Here is a 16,491-nt window from a genome sequence, read left to right on the forward strand (position 1 = left end):
ACCCCCCGCCCCCCTCGCATGGGGGCCCCGCGCTCGCAAATCATTTGTTGCTTAGCTTTCCAGCGTGGTCTTGTGGAAGTTCAGGTGGCTGCGCGATGCAGTGGGGCCGCGTTGTCCCTGATAGCGGTTCCCGTAGGCACCGGAGCCATAGGGGTGCTCGGCCGGGGACGAGAGCCTGAAGAAGCACAACTGCCCGATCTTCGATCCCGGCCACAGCATGATCGGCAAGGTCGCCATGTTGGACAGTTCCAGGGTCACGTGTCCGGAGAAACCGGGGTCAATGAATCCGGCCGTGGAGTGCGTGAGCAAGCCAAGTCGACCCAGCGAGCTCTTGCCCTCAAGGCGGGCGGCGATATCCGTGGGAAGCGTGACCGTCTCATAGGTGGAACCCAGGACAAATTCGCCGGGATGCAGAATGAACGGCTCATCAGGATCAACCTCAACCAGCCGCGTCAGCTCGGGCTGATCCAATGCCGGATCAATGTGGGCGTACTTGTGGTTGTCGAAAAGCCGGAAGAACCGGTCAATCCTCACATCCACGCTTGCCGGCTGGATCATCGCCGGGTCGAAGGGGTCCAACTTAATACGTTCGGACGCCAGCTCGCGTCGAATATCACCATCAGAAATCAGCACAGTACCCAAAATATCCCATTTGGCGCGTGGTTCCGGCATTGGAGACCCGGGCGGATCGGTGGCGACCGGCCGACGGCGGCCCGGAAAGCGAATCTGCGCCCGCTTGGCATGGGCGGAACCACGGGGTCTGCAGTTATCCTGAAAGGGCTCCATCCAGCTTTATTCCCCGAAGGGACATCGTGTCTTTGTTTCGTGCCGGCCTTCCCGCCCTCTTGTTGGGCGCCAGCCTGATGATGGCGGCCCCGCTCGCCGCACAGGCCGCCCCCATGGATGCCGCTGCGGCGCAGGTGCGTGCCGAAACGAAGCAGAAGGCGCCGACCACCGAGGAACTGACCAAGGACCAGGACTCCTACCTGGCGCTGGTGAGCCGGGATCACCCGTTGGATCCGGCGGACTACAAGCCCAAGGACCTGCGAACGATTCCCGGTACCGGGATGGAATTGCGCAAGGATGCGGCCGCTGCTCTCGAGAACCTGCTCAAGGCCTCGCGCAAGGACTCCCAGTCGCTGAGCGTGCTGAGCGCCTACCGTTCCTATGACCGGCAACTTTCCCTGTTCAACGGGTACAAGGCACGCTACGGAACCGACGATGCCATGCGGCTTTCGGCACCCGCCGGCACCAGCGAGCACCAGATCGGCCTCGCGGTGGACCTCGGTCTCAGCAGCGGCCGGTGCAGCCTCATGGCCTGCTTCGGCGACACCGAGGGCGGAAAGTGGCTGGCCGCCAACGCCGCGGACTTTGGATTCATCATTCGCTATCCGGCCGACGGCGAAAAGGTGACCGGCTACAAATACGAGCCGTGGCATCTTCGCTTTATCGGCGTGGACCAGTCCATTGCCATGGAAAAGTCCAAGGCCGGGACTTTCGAGGCGTTCCACGCGGCCCTGCTCAAGGCTTCGAAGGTCAAGCCGCCCACCGCGGCCGAGATCAAGAAGCAACGCGAGTCGCTGTTGATCCTGCGCTTCTTGCCGCCCTACCGCGACTGGTCGATCGGCTACGACTTCGCCCGCTAGCGAGTTGCTTCGGCACCCCGCTCGCCTTTGCCCTGGTCTGCGGCAATGCCGCTTGGATCGGGTAACGCCGTTGCGCTTTTCCGCCTGCCACAACCCGGATTCCGGATCTGGGGTCGGGCGGCAGATCGCGTAGCATGGCGCTCATGTCCAGCGACGATTCCCCCGCCCTCGTGGAGAACTTCCGCCCCTACAAGCTTTTCCTGCCCGGCGGCATTCCCCTTCACGGCAACTACGCGCGTTTTGGCGGCAAGCTGTATTCCAGTCGGCCGGCAGATGGTGCAACCAGTGCCATCAACGACTCGCATCTGGTCATCATCGAGACCGGCGAGCGGCCTGGCCCGGAGTGGGAACTGAAGGTCGAGCATCGGGGAAGCTCCAACACGGAATGGACCAAGGTGATTGCCGGGTCCGAAGTCGAGGAGACCTTCCGCTGCTTGGGAACCGTCCACTGGCGTGGATTGAAGATCGGCGGACTGGACTACCTGCCCGAGGGCAACCTGGTTGGCGGCTACTTGGGTTCGGTGCTGCCCAAACTTCTGGAACGGCTCAAGGGCTTGCACCATCTCCAACGGGTGGACCGTTCGGTGTGGCACGGATATGTACCGCTGGATGAAATCGAGGATCTGGAAATCCGTCGGGAACCATGGCCGCAACGGCCTCGCGCCCATTGGTGGGAAATTCCTCGCGAGGCCCTCCATCGCCGCGCCTGATCGTTGTGACGATCCGGTGCCGGGGTCACGGCACGGCGCGACGCAACAGAAAGGCATCGGAGGATGCGGGTTTTCACCCGCATCTTCCGATGCCTTTAGGATTTTGCCTGCCGCAGCCTACTTGGCGCGGACCGGGATACCGGTGAAGGTCGGCTTCAGGGTCTCGGCGAAGAAGTCTTCGCCCTTGTTGTCCACCACGATGAACGCCGGGAAGTCCTCAACCTCGATCTTCCAGATGGCTTCCATGCCGAGCTCCTCGTATTCAACGACCTCGACCTTCTTGATGCAGTCCAGGGCCAGACGCGCTGCAGGTCCGCCGATGGAGCCCAGGTAGAAGCCGCCGTGGGTGTTGCACGCGTCGGTGACCTGCTTGGAACGGTTGCCCTTGGCCAGCATGACCATGGAACCGCCGGCAGCCTGGAACTGGTCCACATAGGAGTCCATGCGTCCGGCAGTGGTCGGGCCGAAGGAACCCGAGGCCATGCCTTCGGGGGTCTTGGCCGGACCTGCATAGTAGACCGGGTGGTCCTTGAGGTACTGGGGCATCTCCTCGCCGGCATCCAGGCGTTCCTTGATCTTGGCGTGCGCGATGTCGCGAGCCACGACCAACGGGCCCGAGAGCGAGAGACGGGTCTTGACCGGGTGTTTGTCCAGCTCCGCAAGGATCTGCGCCATCGGCTGGTTCAAGTCGATCTTCACCACGGAGGATCCTCCGGTGCCGGTGACACCGTCGGTCTCCTCGTCGTGCGCGGCAAGGGCCGGGTGCGATGCGTCGGGCATGAAGCGCGCCGGATCGGTTTCCAGCTGCTCCACGAATACGCCGTCGGCGGTGATCTTGGCCAGCATCTGGCGGTCGGCGGAGCAGGAGACGGCAATGGCCACCGGCAGCGAGGCGCCGTGGCGCGGCAAACGGACCACGCGCACGTCGTGGCAGAAGTACTTGCCGCCGAACTGGGCACCGATGCCGAAGTGGCGGGTCAGCTCGAGGACCTTTTCCTCCAGCTCGATGTCGCGGAAGCCGCGGCCGGTCATGGCACCGGTGGTCGGCAGGTTGTCCAGGTACTTGGCCGAACCGTACTTGGCGGTCTTCAGCGCGAACTCGGCGGACGTGCCGCCGATGACGATGGAGAGGTGGTACGGCGGGCAGGCTGCGGTTCCCAGGGAACGCAGCTTCTCGTCGAGGAACTTCAGCATCGAGTTTTCGTTCAGGATGGCCTTGGTTTCCTGGTACAGGAAGGACTTGTTGGCCGATCCGCCGCCCTTGGCCATGAACAGGAACTTGTACTGGTTCTCGTGTCCCGGCTCGGTGTCGGCGTAGAGCTCGATCTGTGCCGGCAGGTTGTTGCCAGTGGACTTTTCTTCCCACGTGGTCAGCGGGGCGAGCTGCGAGTAGCGCAGGTTCAGCGTGGTGTAGGCGTCGTAGATGCCCTTGGACAATGCCTTCTCGTCCGGGCCCTGGGTCAGCACCTGCTGGCCGCGCTTGCCCATGACGATTGCCGTTCCGGTGTCCTGGCACATGGGCAAGATGCCGCCGGCGGCGATGTTGGCGTTCTTCAGCAGGTCCAGGGCGACGAACTTGTCGTTCGGGCTGGCTTCCTCGTCATCGAGGATGTTGCGAAGCTGCTGCAGGTGCGCGGGACGCAGGTAGTGGGAGATGTCGTGAAGCGCGGTGGTGGCCAGGTTTTCCAGCGCCTCCGGATCCACTTCGAGGAACGTCCGGCCGCCGGGGCCCTCGACGGTGCGCACACCATCGGTGGAAATCTGGCGGTAGGTGGTCTCGTCCGCCCCGATGGGCAGAATGTCTTCATACTGGAATTCGGGCATGGGCTTCCTCGCAAAAGATTCAATTCGTTTCCCCCTAGTTTAGGACGGTTGAGCGAACAACCAAACATCGGGTTGCGCCGCCGGGCGCAAAGTCGACATGCTTGGGGGCATGAGTGAAGAGAACGAGCAAGCCAAGTCCACCGAAGGCACCGATGACATCCAGGCGGCGCTGGGCATCGAACCGACGATCACCGGCAACGAACCGGCCACCCATTTTGAAATGATGATCCGTGCGGCGCAGAACGATCCGGCCCTCAACGGCCAAGTCATCGCCTCATTCATGAACGCCGAGGTGTACTTCCTCAGCCGTGAGAAGGTCACTGGCGAAGCCCGCAACGCCGAGCCGATGCTGTTGCAGAACGCCGCGGGCGAACCGGTCATCGCGCTGTTCACGCATCTGGCCCGGATCCCCGGTGCCTACATCGATGTGGCTCCGTATGGCGTCCAGGTGCTCGGCGGGACGGTTGTCCGCTCGCTCCAGGACACCGGTCTGGTCATCAACCCGGGACACGAGCTGTGCTTTGAAATCGATGCCGCCGGGGTGAAGACCATCCGGGAGGAATTCAACCTCGACGGAACGATGAAGACCCCGACAGAGTAGGGCCACGGATTCCCACGGCCTTGCCCGTGGTTCCCGACCTCCGTTTTGCGTGCCTCGCGGACTAGAGTGGGAGCATGGATTTTGAAGATACCTCGTTGCCCGGGCTCGGCGTCCGTCGCGAAATAATCCTCGCGTCCGGGCGCCGGGTGGGCGTGGTGATCCTGCGTGATGGATCCATGCAGCTGATCATTTCCCAGCGCGACGACCCCGATGCCTGTGCCGCTTCCATTCCGCTGAGCGTTGAGGAGGCCGGTGCCATCGGCGCCATGCTCGGCGCCCCGCAGCTGGTGACACAGCTAACGGACCAACACCGCGACCTGCCCGGGGTCAACACCCAGCAGTTCGTGTTGAGCCATGAGAGCCCCTATGTAAACCAGACCCTCGGGGACACCCGGCTGCGGACCCGTACGGGCACCTCTGTCGTCGCCATTTCCCGCAGCGGAAAGGTCTTCCCTTCCCCCACCCCCGATTTTGAACTCAACGCGGGGGACGTACTGATCATTGTCGGAACATCTGCAGGGTTGGAAAACGCAGCGCACCTGATCAACGACGGCTAAGGGAAGGTGCACGGTTCATGCACGGCACTGCGCTAATACTCGTTGAGCTCGGCGCCGTTTTCTTGGGGCTTGGCCTGTTGGGACGTCTGGCAGCGAAAATCGGCATGTCGCCGGTTCCGTTGTACCTGCTCGGCGGCCTGCTCTTCGGCAGCGGGGGCGTGATCAACCTGGCCGGCGTCTCGGAGTTCGGGGAGGTCGCCAGCGAAATCGGCGTGATCCTGCTCCTGCTCATGCTGGGGCTGGAATACACCGCCCGCGAACTTGTCACGGGCCTGAAAGGTTCGTGGCTCGCCGGGGTCGTTGACCTGGTCCTGAATTTCACCCCGGGAGCCGCCCTTGCCTTGATCATGGGATGGGGCGTGACCGGGGCAATGGTCCTGGGCGGCGTCACCTACGTGTCATCCTCCGGCATTATTGCCAAGGTGCTCTCCGACTTGGGCAGGTTGGGCAACCGCGAGACCCCGGTGGTGCTTTCCATCCTGGTGCTCGAGGACCTCGCGATGGCCATCTACCTGCCGGTGCTCACCGCAACCCTGGCCGGGCTCGGCTTCCTGGGCGGTTTGCGTGCAGTGGGCATTGCGATGGGCACCATCACCCTGGTGTTGTTGGCGGCATTGCGCTTCGGCCCGCAGATTTCACGACTGATCCATTCCTCGGACCGGGAAAACTTCCTGCTCAAGCTAATCGGCGCGGCGCTCCTGGTCGCGGGTCTGGCTTCGGCGTTGCAGGTCTCCGCGGCGGTCGGCGCCTTCATGCTCGGCATCGCCATTTCCGGGTCTACCGCGCACTCGGCAACCAAGGTCCTTGAACCGCTGCGGGACCTTTTTGCCGCCATGTTCTTCGTGGTCTTCGGGCTGAATACCGATCCGACCAGTATTCCCGCGGTACTTCCGCTGGCCATCTTGTTGGCCGTCGTCACCTCGTTGACGAAAGTGGCCACCGGGGCGTGGGCGGCAAAGCGAGCCGGGATCGGGATTCCGGGGCGGGTACGTGCCGGTGTCGCGTTGATCGCCCGCGGCGAGTTTTCCATTGTCATCGCCGGTCTGGCGGTGGCCTCCGGTGCCATCACCGGCGAGCTTGCCGCGTTGGCAACCGCCTACGTGTTGCTGTTGGCGGTCTTTGGTCCGGTTGCCGCCCGCCTCGCCGAACCCCTGGCCAGGCCGTTCATGCCCAAACGGTCGCCGACCACCGACGTCGCTTTTTAACGCAGGTGACGTTCACGATTAGGTTTTGGCACCCCACCTTGGGATATGCTGTTTTAGCCCGGGACGCCAATAGGCTTTCCGGAGCACTGCGGGCGTAGCTCAATGGTAGAGCGCCAGCTTCCCAAGCTGGACACGCGGGTTCGATTCCCGTCGCCCGCTCGCTATGAAATTGGGACCCGGCCAGCGGCCGGGTCCCAATGCGTTAAGCGCACACCTCGGTGCTGCGCCGGAACAGCGGAAAGAGGAAATCCAAGGGCTTATGAACGGCGTACTCTCTGGTTTTGCCGTAGTCTGGACCGTCATCGCCGTGGGGTACTTCGTCGGACGGACGGGTGTCCTGGGCGAAAATGCGCGCTATGTGCTGAACCGGCTCACCTTCTTCGTGGCCAGCCCCGCCCTGTTGTTCACCACGCTGGCGGATTCGGACCCCGCTTCGGTGCTCGGCCCTTTCCTGGGGGTTGCCGCGATTTCGTCCCTGGCCACCGCCATCGTTTTCGTGCTGGTGACCCGGTGGTGGTTGCGGCGCGACCTGACCGAGTCGACCATCGGCGCGATGAGCGCCTCCACCGTGAACTCGGCCAACCTCGGGCTGCCCATTGCCCTGTACGTACTGGGCGACATGGCCCACGCGGCGCCGGTGATCTTGTGGCAGCTGGCACTGTTCTCCCCGGTGTGTCTGGCCATCCTGGACGCCAGCACGTCCAGGCATCGCACGACGGTGCTTTCCATGTTCATCCAGACCCTGAAGAACCCGATGATCGTCGGTTCCCTGGCCGGGCTGGTGTGCGCACTGTTCGACCTGGAGCTTCCCCAGCCACTTGCCGACCCGATCGAGCTGATTGCCGGCGCCTCCATCCCGGCCATGCTCATTGCCTTCGGCATTTCCTTGGTCGGCTCCAAGCCACTGGAGGCATCCGGCGGTCGCCGCGCCGACACGCTCTTGGCCACGGGCATGAAATTGTTCTTCCAGCCTGTCGTTGCCTGGGCCCTCGCCGTGTGGGTCTTCCGGCTGGACAGCAACGCGGTGTTTGTCTCGGTGATCATGGCGGCACTGCCCACCGCCCAAAACATCTTTGTGACAGCCTCACGCTATGAGCGCGGCGTCGTGTTGGCCAAGGACACCGTCCTGCTCACCACCATCGTCGCCGTCCCGGCCATGATGCTGGTTCCCCTGCTGCTGGCCTGACGGGTCCCCGGCCCCGTGGCGAGGGACCGAACCAGCGCGCCGGCCGCATGCTTTCATCGTCGGTCCTGGCACTTCATCCACAGAATTTTTCAAGGAACCGAGCGAGGAAAGCCATGACAAGCCATCATTTCAGCCCCGCACTGCACCAGTCGACTGCACCGTTTTCACACGTTGTACGCCACGGCAACACGGGCCATGTCTCCGGAATCATCGGGCAACGCATTGAGGACGGTGTGCTGGTTTCAAACGACGTTTCCGAACAATGTGCTGCCATGCTCGCGAATCTTGAAACCCTGCTGGCTGAGCTGGACCTGTCCTTTGCGGACCTGCTTCGCACCACCATCTACCTGACCGACTACCAGGATTTTGGGGCCATCAATGCCGTTTACGCCGCGGCCTTGGGCTCACCTTATCCGGCCAGGACAACACTCCAGGTGGCTGGACTGCCCCTGGGCGCCAAAGTGCAGATCGATGCAGTGGTGGCCGTCGGCGATGGAACCCAAAACCGCTAGGGCCCTCGGGCATCTGGATCGTGTGGGAGGAGTAACCCTTCCAAGTTTCCGTCCGCTTTGACTCCCTTGGTCCGCTGCTCCGGACCGCCTGCCCCAGCGTGCCGATAAAGTCGAGTCAACGCGGAATTTGAGAAGGATTTCGACGCACTTCGGAACAAGGCACTTATGCCAAGCCAGTGGCCGTGTTAGCGTCGCATCAAGCCTTAATCTTCACGGTGTTTTGCCTCATTCGATCCAATCCACCCAGCAGCAGTACATCCGGTCACTGAAAGGACCCCCACACTGCCATGAAACGCCAACTTGTTGCCTTGCTGACCACCGCCCTGCTTGCCGTGACCGTCACCGGTTGCGCCAGCGGCACCGAAACAGCCCCTTCCTCGAGTGCCACGGGGGCGGCAGCCGGCCTGACCCTGCAGCAGGTCAAGGACGCGGGCGTGCTTAAGGTCGGCACGGAAGGAACCTATAAGCCGTTTTCCTTCCATGAGGGTGGAACCGGCGCCTTAACCGGTTTTGATGTTGAGATCATGACCGCCGTAGCTGACAAACTGGGCGTCAAGGCATCCTTCGAAGAAACCCAGTGGGACGCCATCTTTGCTGGTCTGGAGGCCTCACGCTTTGATGTAATCGCCAACCAGGTCACCATCAACGACCAGCGCACCGCCAAGTACCTCTTCTCCACTCCGTACACCGTGAGCACCGGTGTCCTTGTGACCAAGGCAGATAACACGGATATCACCTCCTTCGAAAGTTTGAAGGGCAAGACTTCTGCTCAGTCCCTCACCAGCAACTGGAACACGCTGGCCAAGGAATCGGGGGCAACCGTGGAGGCGGTTGAAGGTTGGGCGCAGGCAGTGACCCTGCTGAAGCAGGGACGCGTGGATGCGACGATCAACGACAAGTTGACCTACCTGGATTCGCAGAACACCAACAACGATCCGAGCATCAAGGTTGCCGCCGAGACCGCCGACAAGTCCGAAAGCGCCCTGACTTTCCGCAAGGGCAGCGAAGACCTGGTTAAGGCAGTCGACACCGCCATGGCCGACCTTGCGGCGGACGGAACCCTGACCGAGATTTCCGAGAAGTACTTTGGTGAAGACGTCACCAAGTAGGATTCCCTTCATGCACGGCCGCCGGGGCGTCCCGGCATCTTTCCAACGATCCAAGGAGAGCTGTCAATGACAGTCGACTGGAACCTCTTTTTCGACTCGCTCTGGCCAATTGTGCTGGGCGGCCTGAAGGGAACCATCCCGCTGTCATTGGCCAGCTTTGCCATAGGCTTGGTCATTGCCGTGGTCATGGCGCTCATGCGGCTGAGCAAGAACCGTTTGGTCTCCTTCATCGCCCGCGCCTACATCTCGGTCATTCGCGGAACCCCGTTATTGGTCCAGCTGTTCGTGATCTTCTACGGACTGCCCTCGATCGGGGTCACCCTTGACCCGTGGCCAAGTGCGATCATTGCGTTCTCTGCGAATGTCGGCGGCTACGCGGCCGAGGTCGTGAGGGCCGCGATCCTCTCCGTCCCGAAGGGACAGTGGGAGGCCGGGTACACCATTGGGATGTCCCGCACGCTGACCCTGCGCCGGTTGATCCTGCCGCAGGCAGCCAGGGTTGCGGTGCCGCCGCTGTCCAACACCTTTATCTCCCTGGTGAAGGACACCTCGCTGGCATCCCTGATCCTGGTGACCGAGGCGTTCCGCAGGGCCCAGGAAATCGCCGCGTTCAGCCAGGAATTCATGCTCGTGTACATCGAGGCGGCGCTGGTCTACTGGGTGTTCTGCCTGGTGCTCTCCATGGGCCAATCACGTTTGGAAGGAAGGCTTGATCGCTATGTCGCACACTAGGCCCTCCCCCGACGCCGCGGCGCTGCTCACGGCCACCGGCCTGCAAAAGAGTTTCGGCGACCACCAAGTCCTCAAGTCCATCGACCTGAAGATCGGCAAGGGCCAGGTCCTGGCCCTGATTGGCCCCTCGGGTTCGGGCAAGACGACGGTGCTGCGCTGCCTCAACGGCCTGGAAATCCCCGACGGCGGCGAGGTGGCCTTCAGCGAGGGCCCGGTCGTGGCTTTCGCACCACACACCACGCAAAAACAGGCCCAGGTCCTGCGCACCCGAAGCGCCATGGTCTTCCAGAACTACAACCTTTTCCCGCACATGACGGTGCTGGAAAATGTCATTGAGGGCCCGGTAAAGGTGCAGAAGCGCAAGCGCGCCGAGGCCGTCGCTGAGGCCGAGTCGCTGCTGGCCCGGGTGGGCCTGGCCGAGAAACGGGACCAGTACCCGCACCAGCTCTCCGGCGGGCAGCAGCAGCGGGTGGGCATTGTCCGGGCACTCGCGCTCAAGCCTTCATTGCTGCTCTTTGACGAGCCGACCTCCGCGCTGGACCCGGAGTTGGTGGGCGATGTCCTAAAGGTGATCAAGGAACTCGCCGACGAGGGGTGGACGATGGTCCTGGTGACCCACGAGCTGGCCTTTGCCCGGGAGGTTGCCGACGAGATCGTGTTCATGGACCAGGGTGTGGTGGTCGAGCGCGGCCACCCCGAGGTGGTGTTGCGTGCCCCGCAGAACGAGCGCACCCAGCAGTTTGTGCACCGCCTGCTCAACCCGTTCTAAAGGCACGGAGCAGCACGCAAAAAGGCGGTGGCGGGCCCCGGGAGGATTCCTCCCGGGGGCACGGGGTTGCCGGCCATGCCCGGCTCCCCCGATTCGGCCATCGAACCCCGGCGGGTTCAGCCGCGAGGAGGTCACTATCTCATCCACCAGGGACCTTGCCGGCGAGACGGTTCTTTTTCGTCGGTAGTCAATGTGTGGGCGGCGGAGGCGTCGCCCAAAAAGGATTGGCGCGCCCACCACCGCTGACGTTTTCCAGACCGTAGGCTATGGACATGGCCAAGATGACAACAGCCCAGCACGTGGAATCCATCAGCGCAGGTTATTCCTTTGACGGTTTGGCGGTGAACCTGGGTGCGACGCTTGTCGATGGCCAGGTCTTCCCCGAGGCGCAGGTCCGCCTGCCGCTGCGGATGATGAACCGGCACGGCCTGGTGGCCGGAGCCACCGGCACGGGCAAGACCATCACCCTGCAATTGATGGCCGAACAACTTTCGGCCCACGGGGTTCCGGTGTTCCTTGCGGATATCAAGGGAGATCTCACCGGTCTCTCCACTCCCGGGATGCCGACGGAAAAACTTGCGGCACGCACCGCCTCGGTCGGCATGGAATGGGAAGCCAAGTCCTTCCCCGTGGAGTACTACGCCCTGGGCGGAGACGGGCAGGGAACGCCGATCCGCGCCACCATCTCCTCCTTTGGTCCCCTGTTGCTGTCCCGGATCATGGAGTTGAACGAGACCCAGGAATCCTGCCTGCAACTGATCTTCCACTACGCGGACACCAAGGACCTGGAGCTCCACGACCTCAAGGACCTGCGCGCGGTCATCGCGCACCTGACCAGCGACGAGGGCAAGGACGAACTCGAGGGACTCGGCGGCGTGTCCAAGGCGACCGCCGGGGTCATCCTGCGCGAGCTTGTCACCCTGCAGGCCCAGGGCATGGAATCCTTCTTCGGCGAACCGGAATTCGACACAGCCGAACTCCTGCGACAGGCACCCGACGGCCGAGGGGTCATCAGCATCCTGGAGCTGCCCACCCTCATGGAAAAGCCGCTCCTCTTTTCCACCTTCATGATCTGGCTGCTGGCCGACCTCTTTGCCGAGCTGCCGGAGGCAGGGGACCCGGAGAAGCCCAAGCTGGTGTTCTTCCTTGACGAGGCACATCTGCTCTTCAACGGGGCATCCAAGGCCTTTTTGACCTCGATCACCGCCACGGTCCGCTTGATCCGTTCCAAGGGCGTCGGCGTATTCTTCGTGACCCAGACGCCCAAGGACGTTCCCGGCGACGTGCTGGGGCAGCTGGCCAACCGGATCCAGCATGCACTGCGCGCCTTCACCCCGGATGACGCCAAGGCACTGAAGGCGACCATCTCCACGTTCCCCACCAGCGACTACGACCTGGACGAGGCACTCACGCAGGCCGGCACCGGTGAGGCGGTGGTCACGGTGATGAACGAGAAGGGTGCACCCACCCCGGTGGCCTGGACCCGCATGTGGAGCCCGGAGTCAACGATGGGGCCCTCGTCCGCCGACACGGTATCCGGGATCATCGGTTCCTCAGCCCTGATGCAGGTCTACGGCACGAGCGTGGACCGCGAATCCGCCTTCGAAAAGCTCGGCAGGGCCACAACCTCGGCCGCTGCCGCGCCGGTGCCCACCGGCGGGTCGGTCGCCGCCCGGGTGCCGGGACCCGGACAGACCCAGGCCGACATCGATGCCGCCGCACGGCACATCGAGGAATCCATCCTTGGCCGCCCGTCGTCCATCCCGAACTCCGCTCCGGAGCCGGGCTCGACTGACTACACCATGCCCGAACCGCCGGTGGCCACAACGGGTTCCCCCAAGCGACAGACCAAGGCTCCGGCCCCGGCGCAGAAACCCGACAATCCCTTGCTTGACATGGCTCTACAGGCGGCAAACATGTTTGGCAGGGAAATGCTCCGCGGCATGTTCGGCACCAAGCGGCGACGTCGGCGCTAGCAGGGTTAGCGCAAACGGCGCGCTTTTCCCGGTAGCCTTGGACTCAATGAGCGAACGTTTATCACCCACAGGGGTCGCTGCCATCTGGGCGGCGGCCCTTGTGGTGCTTGCCGTAGTTGCAGTTTCCGTCATCGTCCTGGTGAACCAGAAGGTCTTCGGGCCAGTCCAAATGGTCAAGGAACTCCAATCACATCTGGTCAAGGGCGAGGGCGCCCGGGCCCTGGGCCTGCTTAATGCCAAGGTGCCCGCGGGCAACGCCCTGTTGCTTGACGGCGAGGGGTTGGTGGCCGCCACCGCCGACATCAAGGATTTCACCGTCGGCAAGCCCGAAGAGATCCTCGGAGCCGAGGACACCGTCAAGGTCGTGGCCACGTACTCGATCCACGGTGTCGAGCAGCAGACCACCTACCAGTTGCGGCACACCGGCCGCAGCTGGATGTTCTTCGATGACTGGGAATTCGTTCCCACAACGCTTCCCACGGTCGCAATCTCGGCAAACACCACCAACGAAGTCGTCGTGAATTCGCGTCGTGCCCCGCTGGTCAAGGGCCAGGCCACGGTTCCGGTATTTGTGCCGGCGGTCATCGACACCAGTTTCGAGACCCCCAATTTCATGGCGGACTCGCGCGGCCTTGCCGTCACCGACTTCGCGAAAAAGGGCACCGACGTGAAGTTGCAGACCCAGCCCACCAAGAAATTGATGGACGAGGTCAACAAGCAAATCACCGCCTACCTCGATGGCTGCGCCAAGCAGCAGGTACTCATGCCCGCGGGCTGCCCCATGAGCTATTCCACCTCGGCACGGGTGCAGTCGGATTCCATCCACTGGAGCATCCTGGACTATCCTGCCGCCGAGGTCGTTTCCTTCGACGGCGGCTGGGCCCTGCGCCCGTTGACGGTCAAGGCCCGTCTGGAACTCACCGAGCAGGACCTGCGCACCGGCGGGTACACCGAACAGACCGTCGACGACAGCTTTGGGTTCACCGCGGCGCTCAAGGCCAACACCACCAAGGTCCTGGTCACGCCCGTCTCCAGCGAATAACGGCCGTTTCCGCCCTTGCCGGTGGCTTTACCTGCCCAGCGCGGGGACCATGGGGCGGGATGCGGCCTCGTGCCGGGCCGGGGACGCCGCTGGCAAGCGCGGGGTGTTCCGCGACCTGCGCACCACCAGGATGACGGCGATAAGCCCGGCGACCAGGGAGAGCACCGCACCGCTGCCGACCGACCAGCGGGCGCCGAATTCGGTGCCCAGCCAGCCCACCAGCGGGGCACCCAGGGGCGTTCCGCCCTGGACCACCATCACGTAGAGTCCCAGCACGCGCCCGCGGTAGGCAGGATCGACCGACAGCTGGATCATGGTGTTGGCGCTGTTCAGGAACGTGAGCGAGGCCAGGCCCACCGGAACCATCATCAGCGCGTACCCGAGGAAGCTCGGCATGACGCTGGCGATCAGTGCCGTGGCACCGAAGCCGACGGCGCCTCCCAGCAGGTAGCGCATCCGCGGCCGCCCGCGCCGGGCGGCCAACAAGGCGCCGCCCAGGGTGCCGATGGCCATGACGGTTCCCAGCAAACCGAACTCCCCCGCACCGACATGGAAGACGTCGGTGGCCATCATGGCGTTGGTGAGCTGGAAGTTCAGGCCGAAGGTCGCAACGACGAAGGCCAGCGCAAAGATCAGCAACAGGTCCGGGCGCTGGCGCACGTAGGCCACGCCCTCGCGGATCTGTCCCTTCCGCCGGGCCACCAGCGTGGTGGGCTGGAACTGCGCCTTGCGCATCCTGGAGAGGGAGAAGATCACCGCGCCGAAGCTGGCGGCGTTGATGAGGAACGCCGGTCCGGTCCCGAACCAGGCGATCAGCATCCCGGCGACGCCGGGGCCGGCCAGCCGGGCCAGGTTGAACGAGGCGCTGTTTAGCGCCACGGCGTTGGGCAGGTCGGTGGCGGGGACAAGTTCGGAGACAAAGGCCTGGCGCGCCGGAGCGTCGAAGGCACTGGCCACGCCCAGGCCGAAGGCCAGTAGGTACACGTGCCAGAGTTCGGCGGTGCCCGTGGCGACCAGCACGCCCAGGACCGTGGCAAAGAAGCCCATGGCCGATTGGGTGATGAGCAGCAGCTTGCGTTTGTCCATGCGGTCCGCGAGCACGCCGGCAAACGGGCCCAGGAAGAGGATCGGCAGGAATTGCAGGCCGGTGGTGATGCCGGTGGCGGTTCCGTCGTGGTCGGTCAGGATGGTGAGCACCAGCCAGTCCTGGGCCACGCGCTGCATCCATGTGCCGATGTTCGAGACCAGGGCGCCGGCGGTCCAGAGGCGGTAGTTCGGGGTCTTCAGGGCACTGAACATCCGGCTCACTTGGCGCTCATTTCCTGCAGCAGGGCCGCGGCCCGCGCCAGAGTTGCCCGGTCCTGGGCATTGAGCGTTTCCACCCGCCGGGCCAGCCAGGCTGTGCGCTGGCTGCGGGCACCCTGGTAGGCAGCCATTCCTGCGGCGGTGGGCGCGATCAGCACCTGGCGTCCGTCGTGCTCGCTGACAGTGCGGGTGACCAGCCCCGCCTCCAGCAGGGACTTCACGATGCGCGTCATGGACGGGGCCGCGACCTGTTCGCGGGCGGCCAGCTCGCCGATGGTGTGTTGCTCGTTTCTCAGGCCCGCGAGCACTGAATATTGTGCGGGGGTGAGCGATTCGGAGCTTGATTCCAGGCGCAGGCGGCGGGATGTCTTCATCACGGCCACGCGCAGTTCGGCGGCCAGGTCGCCCGTGTCTCCGGCCTCTGCGACGACTTCGGGGGTTGTTGGTGCGGGTTTCGGGGCACTCTTGGTTTCGTTCACTTGATCCGGGCGAGCCACGGACCCTCCTTCATTGCGCCGGTACTCCCGGCGTCTCTGGTTTCGACCTCATTAGTTACTTAGCATTGCTAACAATACCCGTGTCGAAATTTCCCCGCCATGACGCGCCTCACCGTTCGGGCGGAAACCATGGGTAATATGCCTCACTTTCCCCGCGTACCCCGGGGACGGCATGAGGCCCGCCCCCGGAAAGGGGACGGGCCTCGTGCTAGCGCCTTGGAAGCGGCCGGCTAGTTGTCCAGGCCTCGCAGGTCCAGGACCAGCTCGCTTTCGCCCTCGGCGTCCAGGATGACCGGGATGCCCCAGTCCTGCTGGTAGAGGTGGCAGGCGGCGTGCATCGGGATCTCGCCGCCGGGCTCGCCGTCGCAGGCGGCGGCGCGGGCCGTGATGTGCAGGACGCCCTCAAGGACCTCCGGGTTCAGTTCCAGGGTCCGGGTCAATCCGGTGGAGGTGCCGCCTCCGGAAAGCAGCAGTTCCTCCGGGGAGGAAGAGATCTTCAGCTGCGTGGGATCTCCCCAGCGGTCATCGAGCTTCTGGCCCTTGGGTGCGGAGAAACGCACTGTCAGCGCGTGTTCCCCCGCCGTGACCTTGGTCTTGGGGCGCTGGGTCTGGCTGGCGCCCTCGTCAACGACCAGTGCCTCGGCCGGAAGCGGCAGGCGCACCAGCTGGTGGTTGTTGGTTTCCACGACCAGCAGCACCGGTTCGCCGTCCACCGAGGAATCGAGCTGCACGTCGGCGGGGGCGTTTTGCCCCCGGGCCCCCGGGCTGACCCTTCCGGGGGGCGGATAGTAGGCGCGCCCCGCGCCGGTGTTGGTGTGGG

16 protein-coding genes, 1 tRNA gene and 1 pseudogene are annotated in these 16,491 nt (G+C 63.9%); 13 read left to right on the top strand and 5 right to left on the bottom strand.

The window, feature by feature from the left end; all coding sequences use genetic code 11:
• Nucleotides 1-51: 51 nt before the first annotated feature.
• On the bottom strand, nt 52-633 hold the full coding sequence (dcd, locus tag ACLQ7E_RS21435; protein WP_411734610.1) for a dCTP deaminase: 582 nt from the start codon (nt 631-633) through the stop codon (nt 52-54).
• Nucleotides 634-812: 179 nt separating this feature from the next.
• Between dcd and ACLQ7E_RS21440 the strand changes: the two genes are divergently transcribed.
• On the top strand, nt 813-1,646 hold the full coding sequence (locus ACLQ7E_RS21440; RefSeq protein ID WP_411734611.1) for a D-alanyl-D-alanine carboxypeptidase family protein: 834 nt from the start codon (nt 813-815) through the stop codon (nt 1,644-1,646).
• 143 nt (nt 1,647-1,789) lie between these two features.
• Nucleotides 1,790-2,356 carry a hypothetical protein gene (locus ACLQ7E_RS21445; RefSeq protein WP_411734612.1) on the top strand — a complete coding sequence of 189 codons (567 nt, stop codon included), beginning with the start codon at nt 1,790-1,792 and terminating at the stop codon, nt 2,354-2,356.
• Nucleotides 2,357-2,473: 117 nt separating this feature from the next.
• On the opposite strand, the gene ACLQ7E_RS21450 is transcribed toward ACLQ7E_RS21445, so the two are convergent.
• Entirely contained in the window at nt 2,474-4,180 is a 1,707-nt protein-coding gene (locus ACLQ7E_RS21450; protein WP_411734613.1) for a fumarate hydratase, read from the bottom strand.
• Between the two features lie 109 nt (nt 4,181-4,289).
• On the opposite strand from ACLQ7E_RS21450, the gene ACLQ7E_RS21455 reads away from it, so the two are divergent.
• The 11 genes from ACLQ7E_RS21455 (at nt 4,290) to ACLQ7E_RS21505 (ending at nt 13,869) form a co-directional block, all read left to right on the top strand.
• Complete coding sequence (locus ACLQ7E_RS21455; protein WP_411734614.1) at nt 4,290-4,781, top strand: SseB family protein; 492 nt, start codon at nt 4,290-4,292, stop codon at nt 4,779-4,781.
• Nucleotides 4,782-4,855: 74 nt separating this feature from the next.
• On the top strand, nt 4,856-5,338 hold the full coding sequence (locus ACLQ7E_RS21460; protein WP_411734615.1) for a cation:proton antiporter regulatory subunit: 483 nt from the start codon (nt 4,856-4,858) through the stop codon (nt 5,336-5,338).
• Nucleotides 5,339-5,355: 17 nt separating this feature from the next.
• A complete protein-coding gene (locus ACLQ7E_RS21465; protein ID WP_411734616.1) occupies nt 5,356-6,543 on the top strand; it encodes a cation:proton antiporter in 1,188 nt (395 codons plus the stop codon).
• Nucleotides 6,544-6,631: 88 nt separating this feature from the next.
• A tRNA-Gly gene (locus ACLQ7E_RS21470) sits at nt 6,632-6,702 on the top strand.
• 100 nt (nt 6,703-6,802) lie between these two features.
• Entirely contained in the window at nt 6,803-7,729 is a 927-nt protein-coding gene (locus ACLQ7E_RS21475; protein ID WP_411734617.1) for an AEC family transporter, read from the top strand.
• Between the two features lie 113 nt (nt 7,730-7,842).
• Nucleotides 7,843-8,241: a RidA family protein gene (locus ACLQ7E_RS21480; protein WP_411734618.1), complete on the top strand. Its 399-nt coding sequence runs from the start codon at nt 7,843-7,845 to the stop codon at nt 8,239-8,241.
• Nucleotides 8,242-8,528: 287 nt separating this feature from the next.
• The gene (locus ACLQ7E_RS21485; protein WP_411734619.1) at nt 8,529-9,350 is read left to right on the top strand and encodes an amino acid ABC transporter substrate-binding protein; all 822 of its coding nucleotides are present in this window, start codon (nt 8,529-8,531) and stop codon (nt 9,348-9,350) included.
• A 66-nt stretch (nt 9,351-9,416) separates the two neighbouring features.
• On the top strand, nt 9,417-10,082 hold the full coding sequence (locus ACLQ7E_RS21490; protein WP_411734620.1) for an amino acid ABC transporter permease: 666 nt from the start codon (nt 9,417-9,419) through the stop codon (nt 10,080-10,082).
• A complete protein-coding gene (locus tag ACLQ7E_RS21495; protein ID WP_411734621.1) occupies nt 10,069-10,851 on the top strand; it encodes an amino acid ABC transporter ATP-binding protein in 783 nt (260 codons plus the stop codon). The genes ACLQ7E_RS21490 and ACLQ7E_RS21495 overlap by 14 nt, the downstream gene beginning before the upstream one ends.
• A 272-nt stretch (nt 10,852-11,123) precedes the next feature.
• Nucleotides 11,124-12,827, top strand: a complete 1,704-nt coding sequence (locus tag ACLQ7E_RS21500) for a helicase HerA-like domain-containing protein (protein ID WP_411734622.1) — start codon at nt 11,124-11,126, stop codon at nt 12,825-12,827.
• A gap of 46 nt (nt 12,828-12,873) precedes the next feature.
• The gene (locus ACLQ7E_RS21505; RefSeq protein WP_411734623.1) at nt 12,874-13,869 is read left to right on the top strand and encodes a hypothetical protein; all 996 of its coding nucleotides are present in this window, start codon (nt 12,874-12,876) and stop codon (nt 13,867-13,869) included.
• 27 nt (nt 13,870-13,896) lie between these two features.
• On the opposite strand, the gene ACLQ7E_RS21510 is transcribed toward ACLQ7E_RS21505, so the two are convergent.
• From ACLQ7E_RS21510 to ACLQ7E_RS21520, 3 genes and pseudogenes are all read right to left on the bottom strand, one after another.
• On the bottom strand, nt 13,897-15,168 hold the full coding sequence (locus ACLQ7E_RS21510) for an MFS transporter (protein WP_411734625.1): 1,272 nt from the start codon (nt 15,166-15,168) through the stop codon (nt 13,897-13,899).
• Between the two features lie 5 nt (nt 15,169-15,173).
• On the bottom strand, nt 15,174-15,671 hold the full coding sequence (locus ACLQ7E_RS21515; RefSeq protein WP_411734624.1) for a MarR family winged helix-turn-helix transcriptional regulator: 498 nt from the start codon (nt 15,669-15,671) through the stop codon (nt 15,174-15,176).
• A 230-nt stretch (nt 15,672-15,901) separates the two neighbouring features.
• Nucleotides 15,902-16,491: pseudogene (locus tag ACLQ7E_RS21520) on the bottom strand (hypothetical protein); the annotation flags it as partial.

Source organism: Paeniglutamicibacter sp. (assembly GCF_046714615.1).
Lineage (GTDB): Bacteria > Actinomycetota > Actinomycetes > Actinomycetales > Micrococcaceae > Paeniglutamicibacter.

Bases quoted from the DNA above. Each gene is read 5' to 3' on its own strand.
- ACLQ7E_RS21455 (WP_411734614.1), top strand. From the start codon at position 4,290: ATGAGTGAAGAGAACGAGCAAGCCAAGTCCACCGAAGGCACCGATGAC.
- ACLQ7E_RS21510 (WP_411734625.1), bottom strand. From the start codon at position 15,168: ATGTTCAGTGCCCTGAAGACCCCGAACTACCGCCTCTGGACCGCCGGC.
- ACLQ7E_RS21480 (WP_411734618.1), top strand. From the start codon at position 7,843: ATGACAAGCCATCATTTCAGCCCCGCACTGCACCAGTCGACTGCACCG.
- ACLQ7E_RS21490 (WP_411734620.1), top strand. From the start codon at position 9,417: ATGACAGTCGACTGGAACCTCTTTTTCGACTCGCTCTGGCCAATTGTG.
- ACLQ7E_RS21445 (WP_411734612.1), top strand. From the start codon at position 1,790: ATGTCCAGCGACGATTCCCCCGCCCTCGTGGAGAACTTCCGCCCCTAC.
- ACLQ7E_RS21465 (WP_411734616.1), top strand. From the start codon at position 5,356: ATGCACGGCACTGCGCTAATACTCGTTGAGCTCGGCGCCGTTTTCTTG.
- ACLQ7E_RS21505 (WP_411734623.1), top strand. From the start codon at position 12,874: ATGAGCGAACGTTTATCACCCACAGGGGTCGCTGCCATCTGGGCGGCG.
- ACLQ7E_RS21450 (WP_411734613.1), bottom strand. From the start codon at position 4,180: ATGCCCGAATTCCAGTATGAAGACATTCTGCCCATCGGGGCGGACGAG.
- ACLQ7E_RS21460 (WP_411734615.1), top strand. From the start codon at position 4,856: ATGGATTTTGAAGATACCTCGTTGCCCGGGCTCGGCGTCCGTCGCGAA.
- ACLQ7E_RS21500 (WP_411734622.1), top strand. From the start codon at position 11,124: ATGGCCAAGATGACAACAGCCCAGCACGTGGAATCCATCAGCGCAGGT.
- ACLQ7E_RS21495 (WP_411734621.1), top strand. From the start codon at position 10,069: ATGTCGCACACTAGGCCCTCCCCCGACGCCGCGGCGCTGCTCACGGCC.
- ACLQ7E_RS21475 (WP_411734617.1), top strand. From the start codon at position 6,803: ATGAACGGCGTACTCTCTGGTTTTGCCGTAGTCTGGACCGTCATCGCC.
- ACLQ7E_RS21485 (WP_411734619.1), top strand. From the start codon at position 8,529: ATGAAACGCCAACTTGTTGCCTTGCTGACCACCGCCCTGCTTGCCGTG.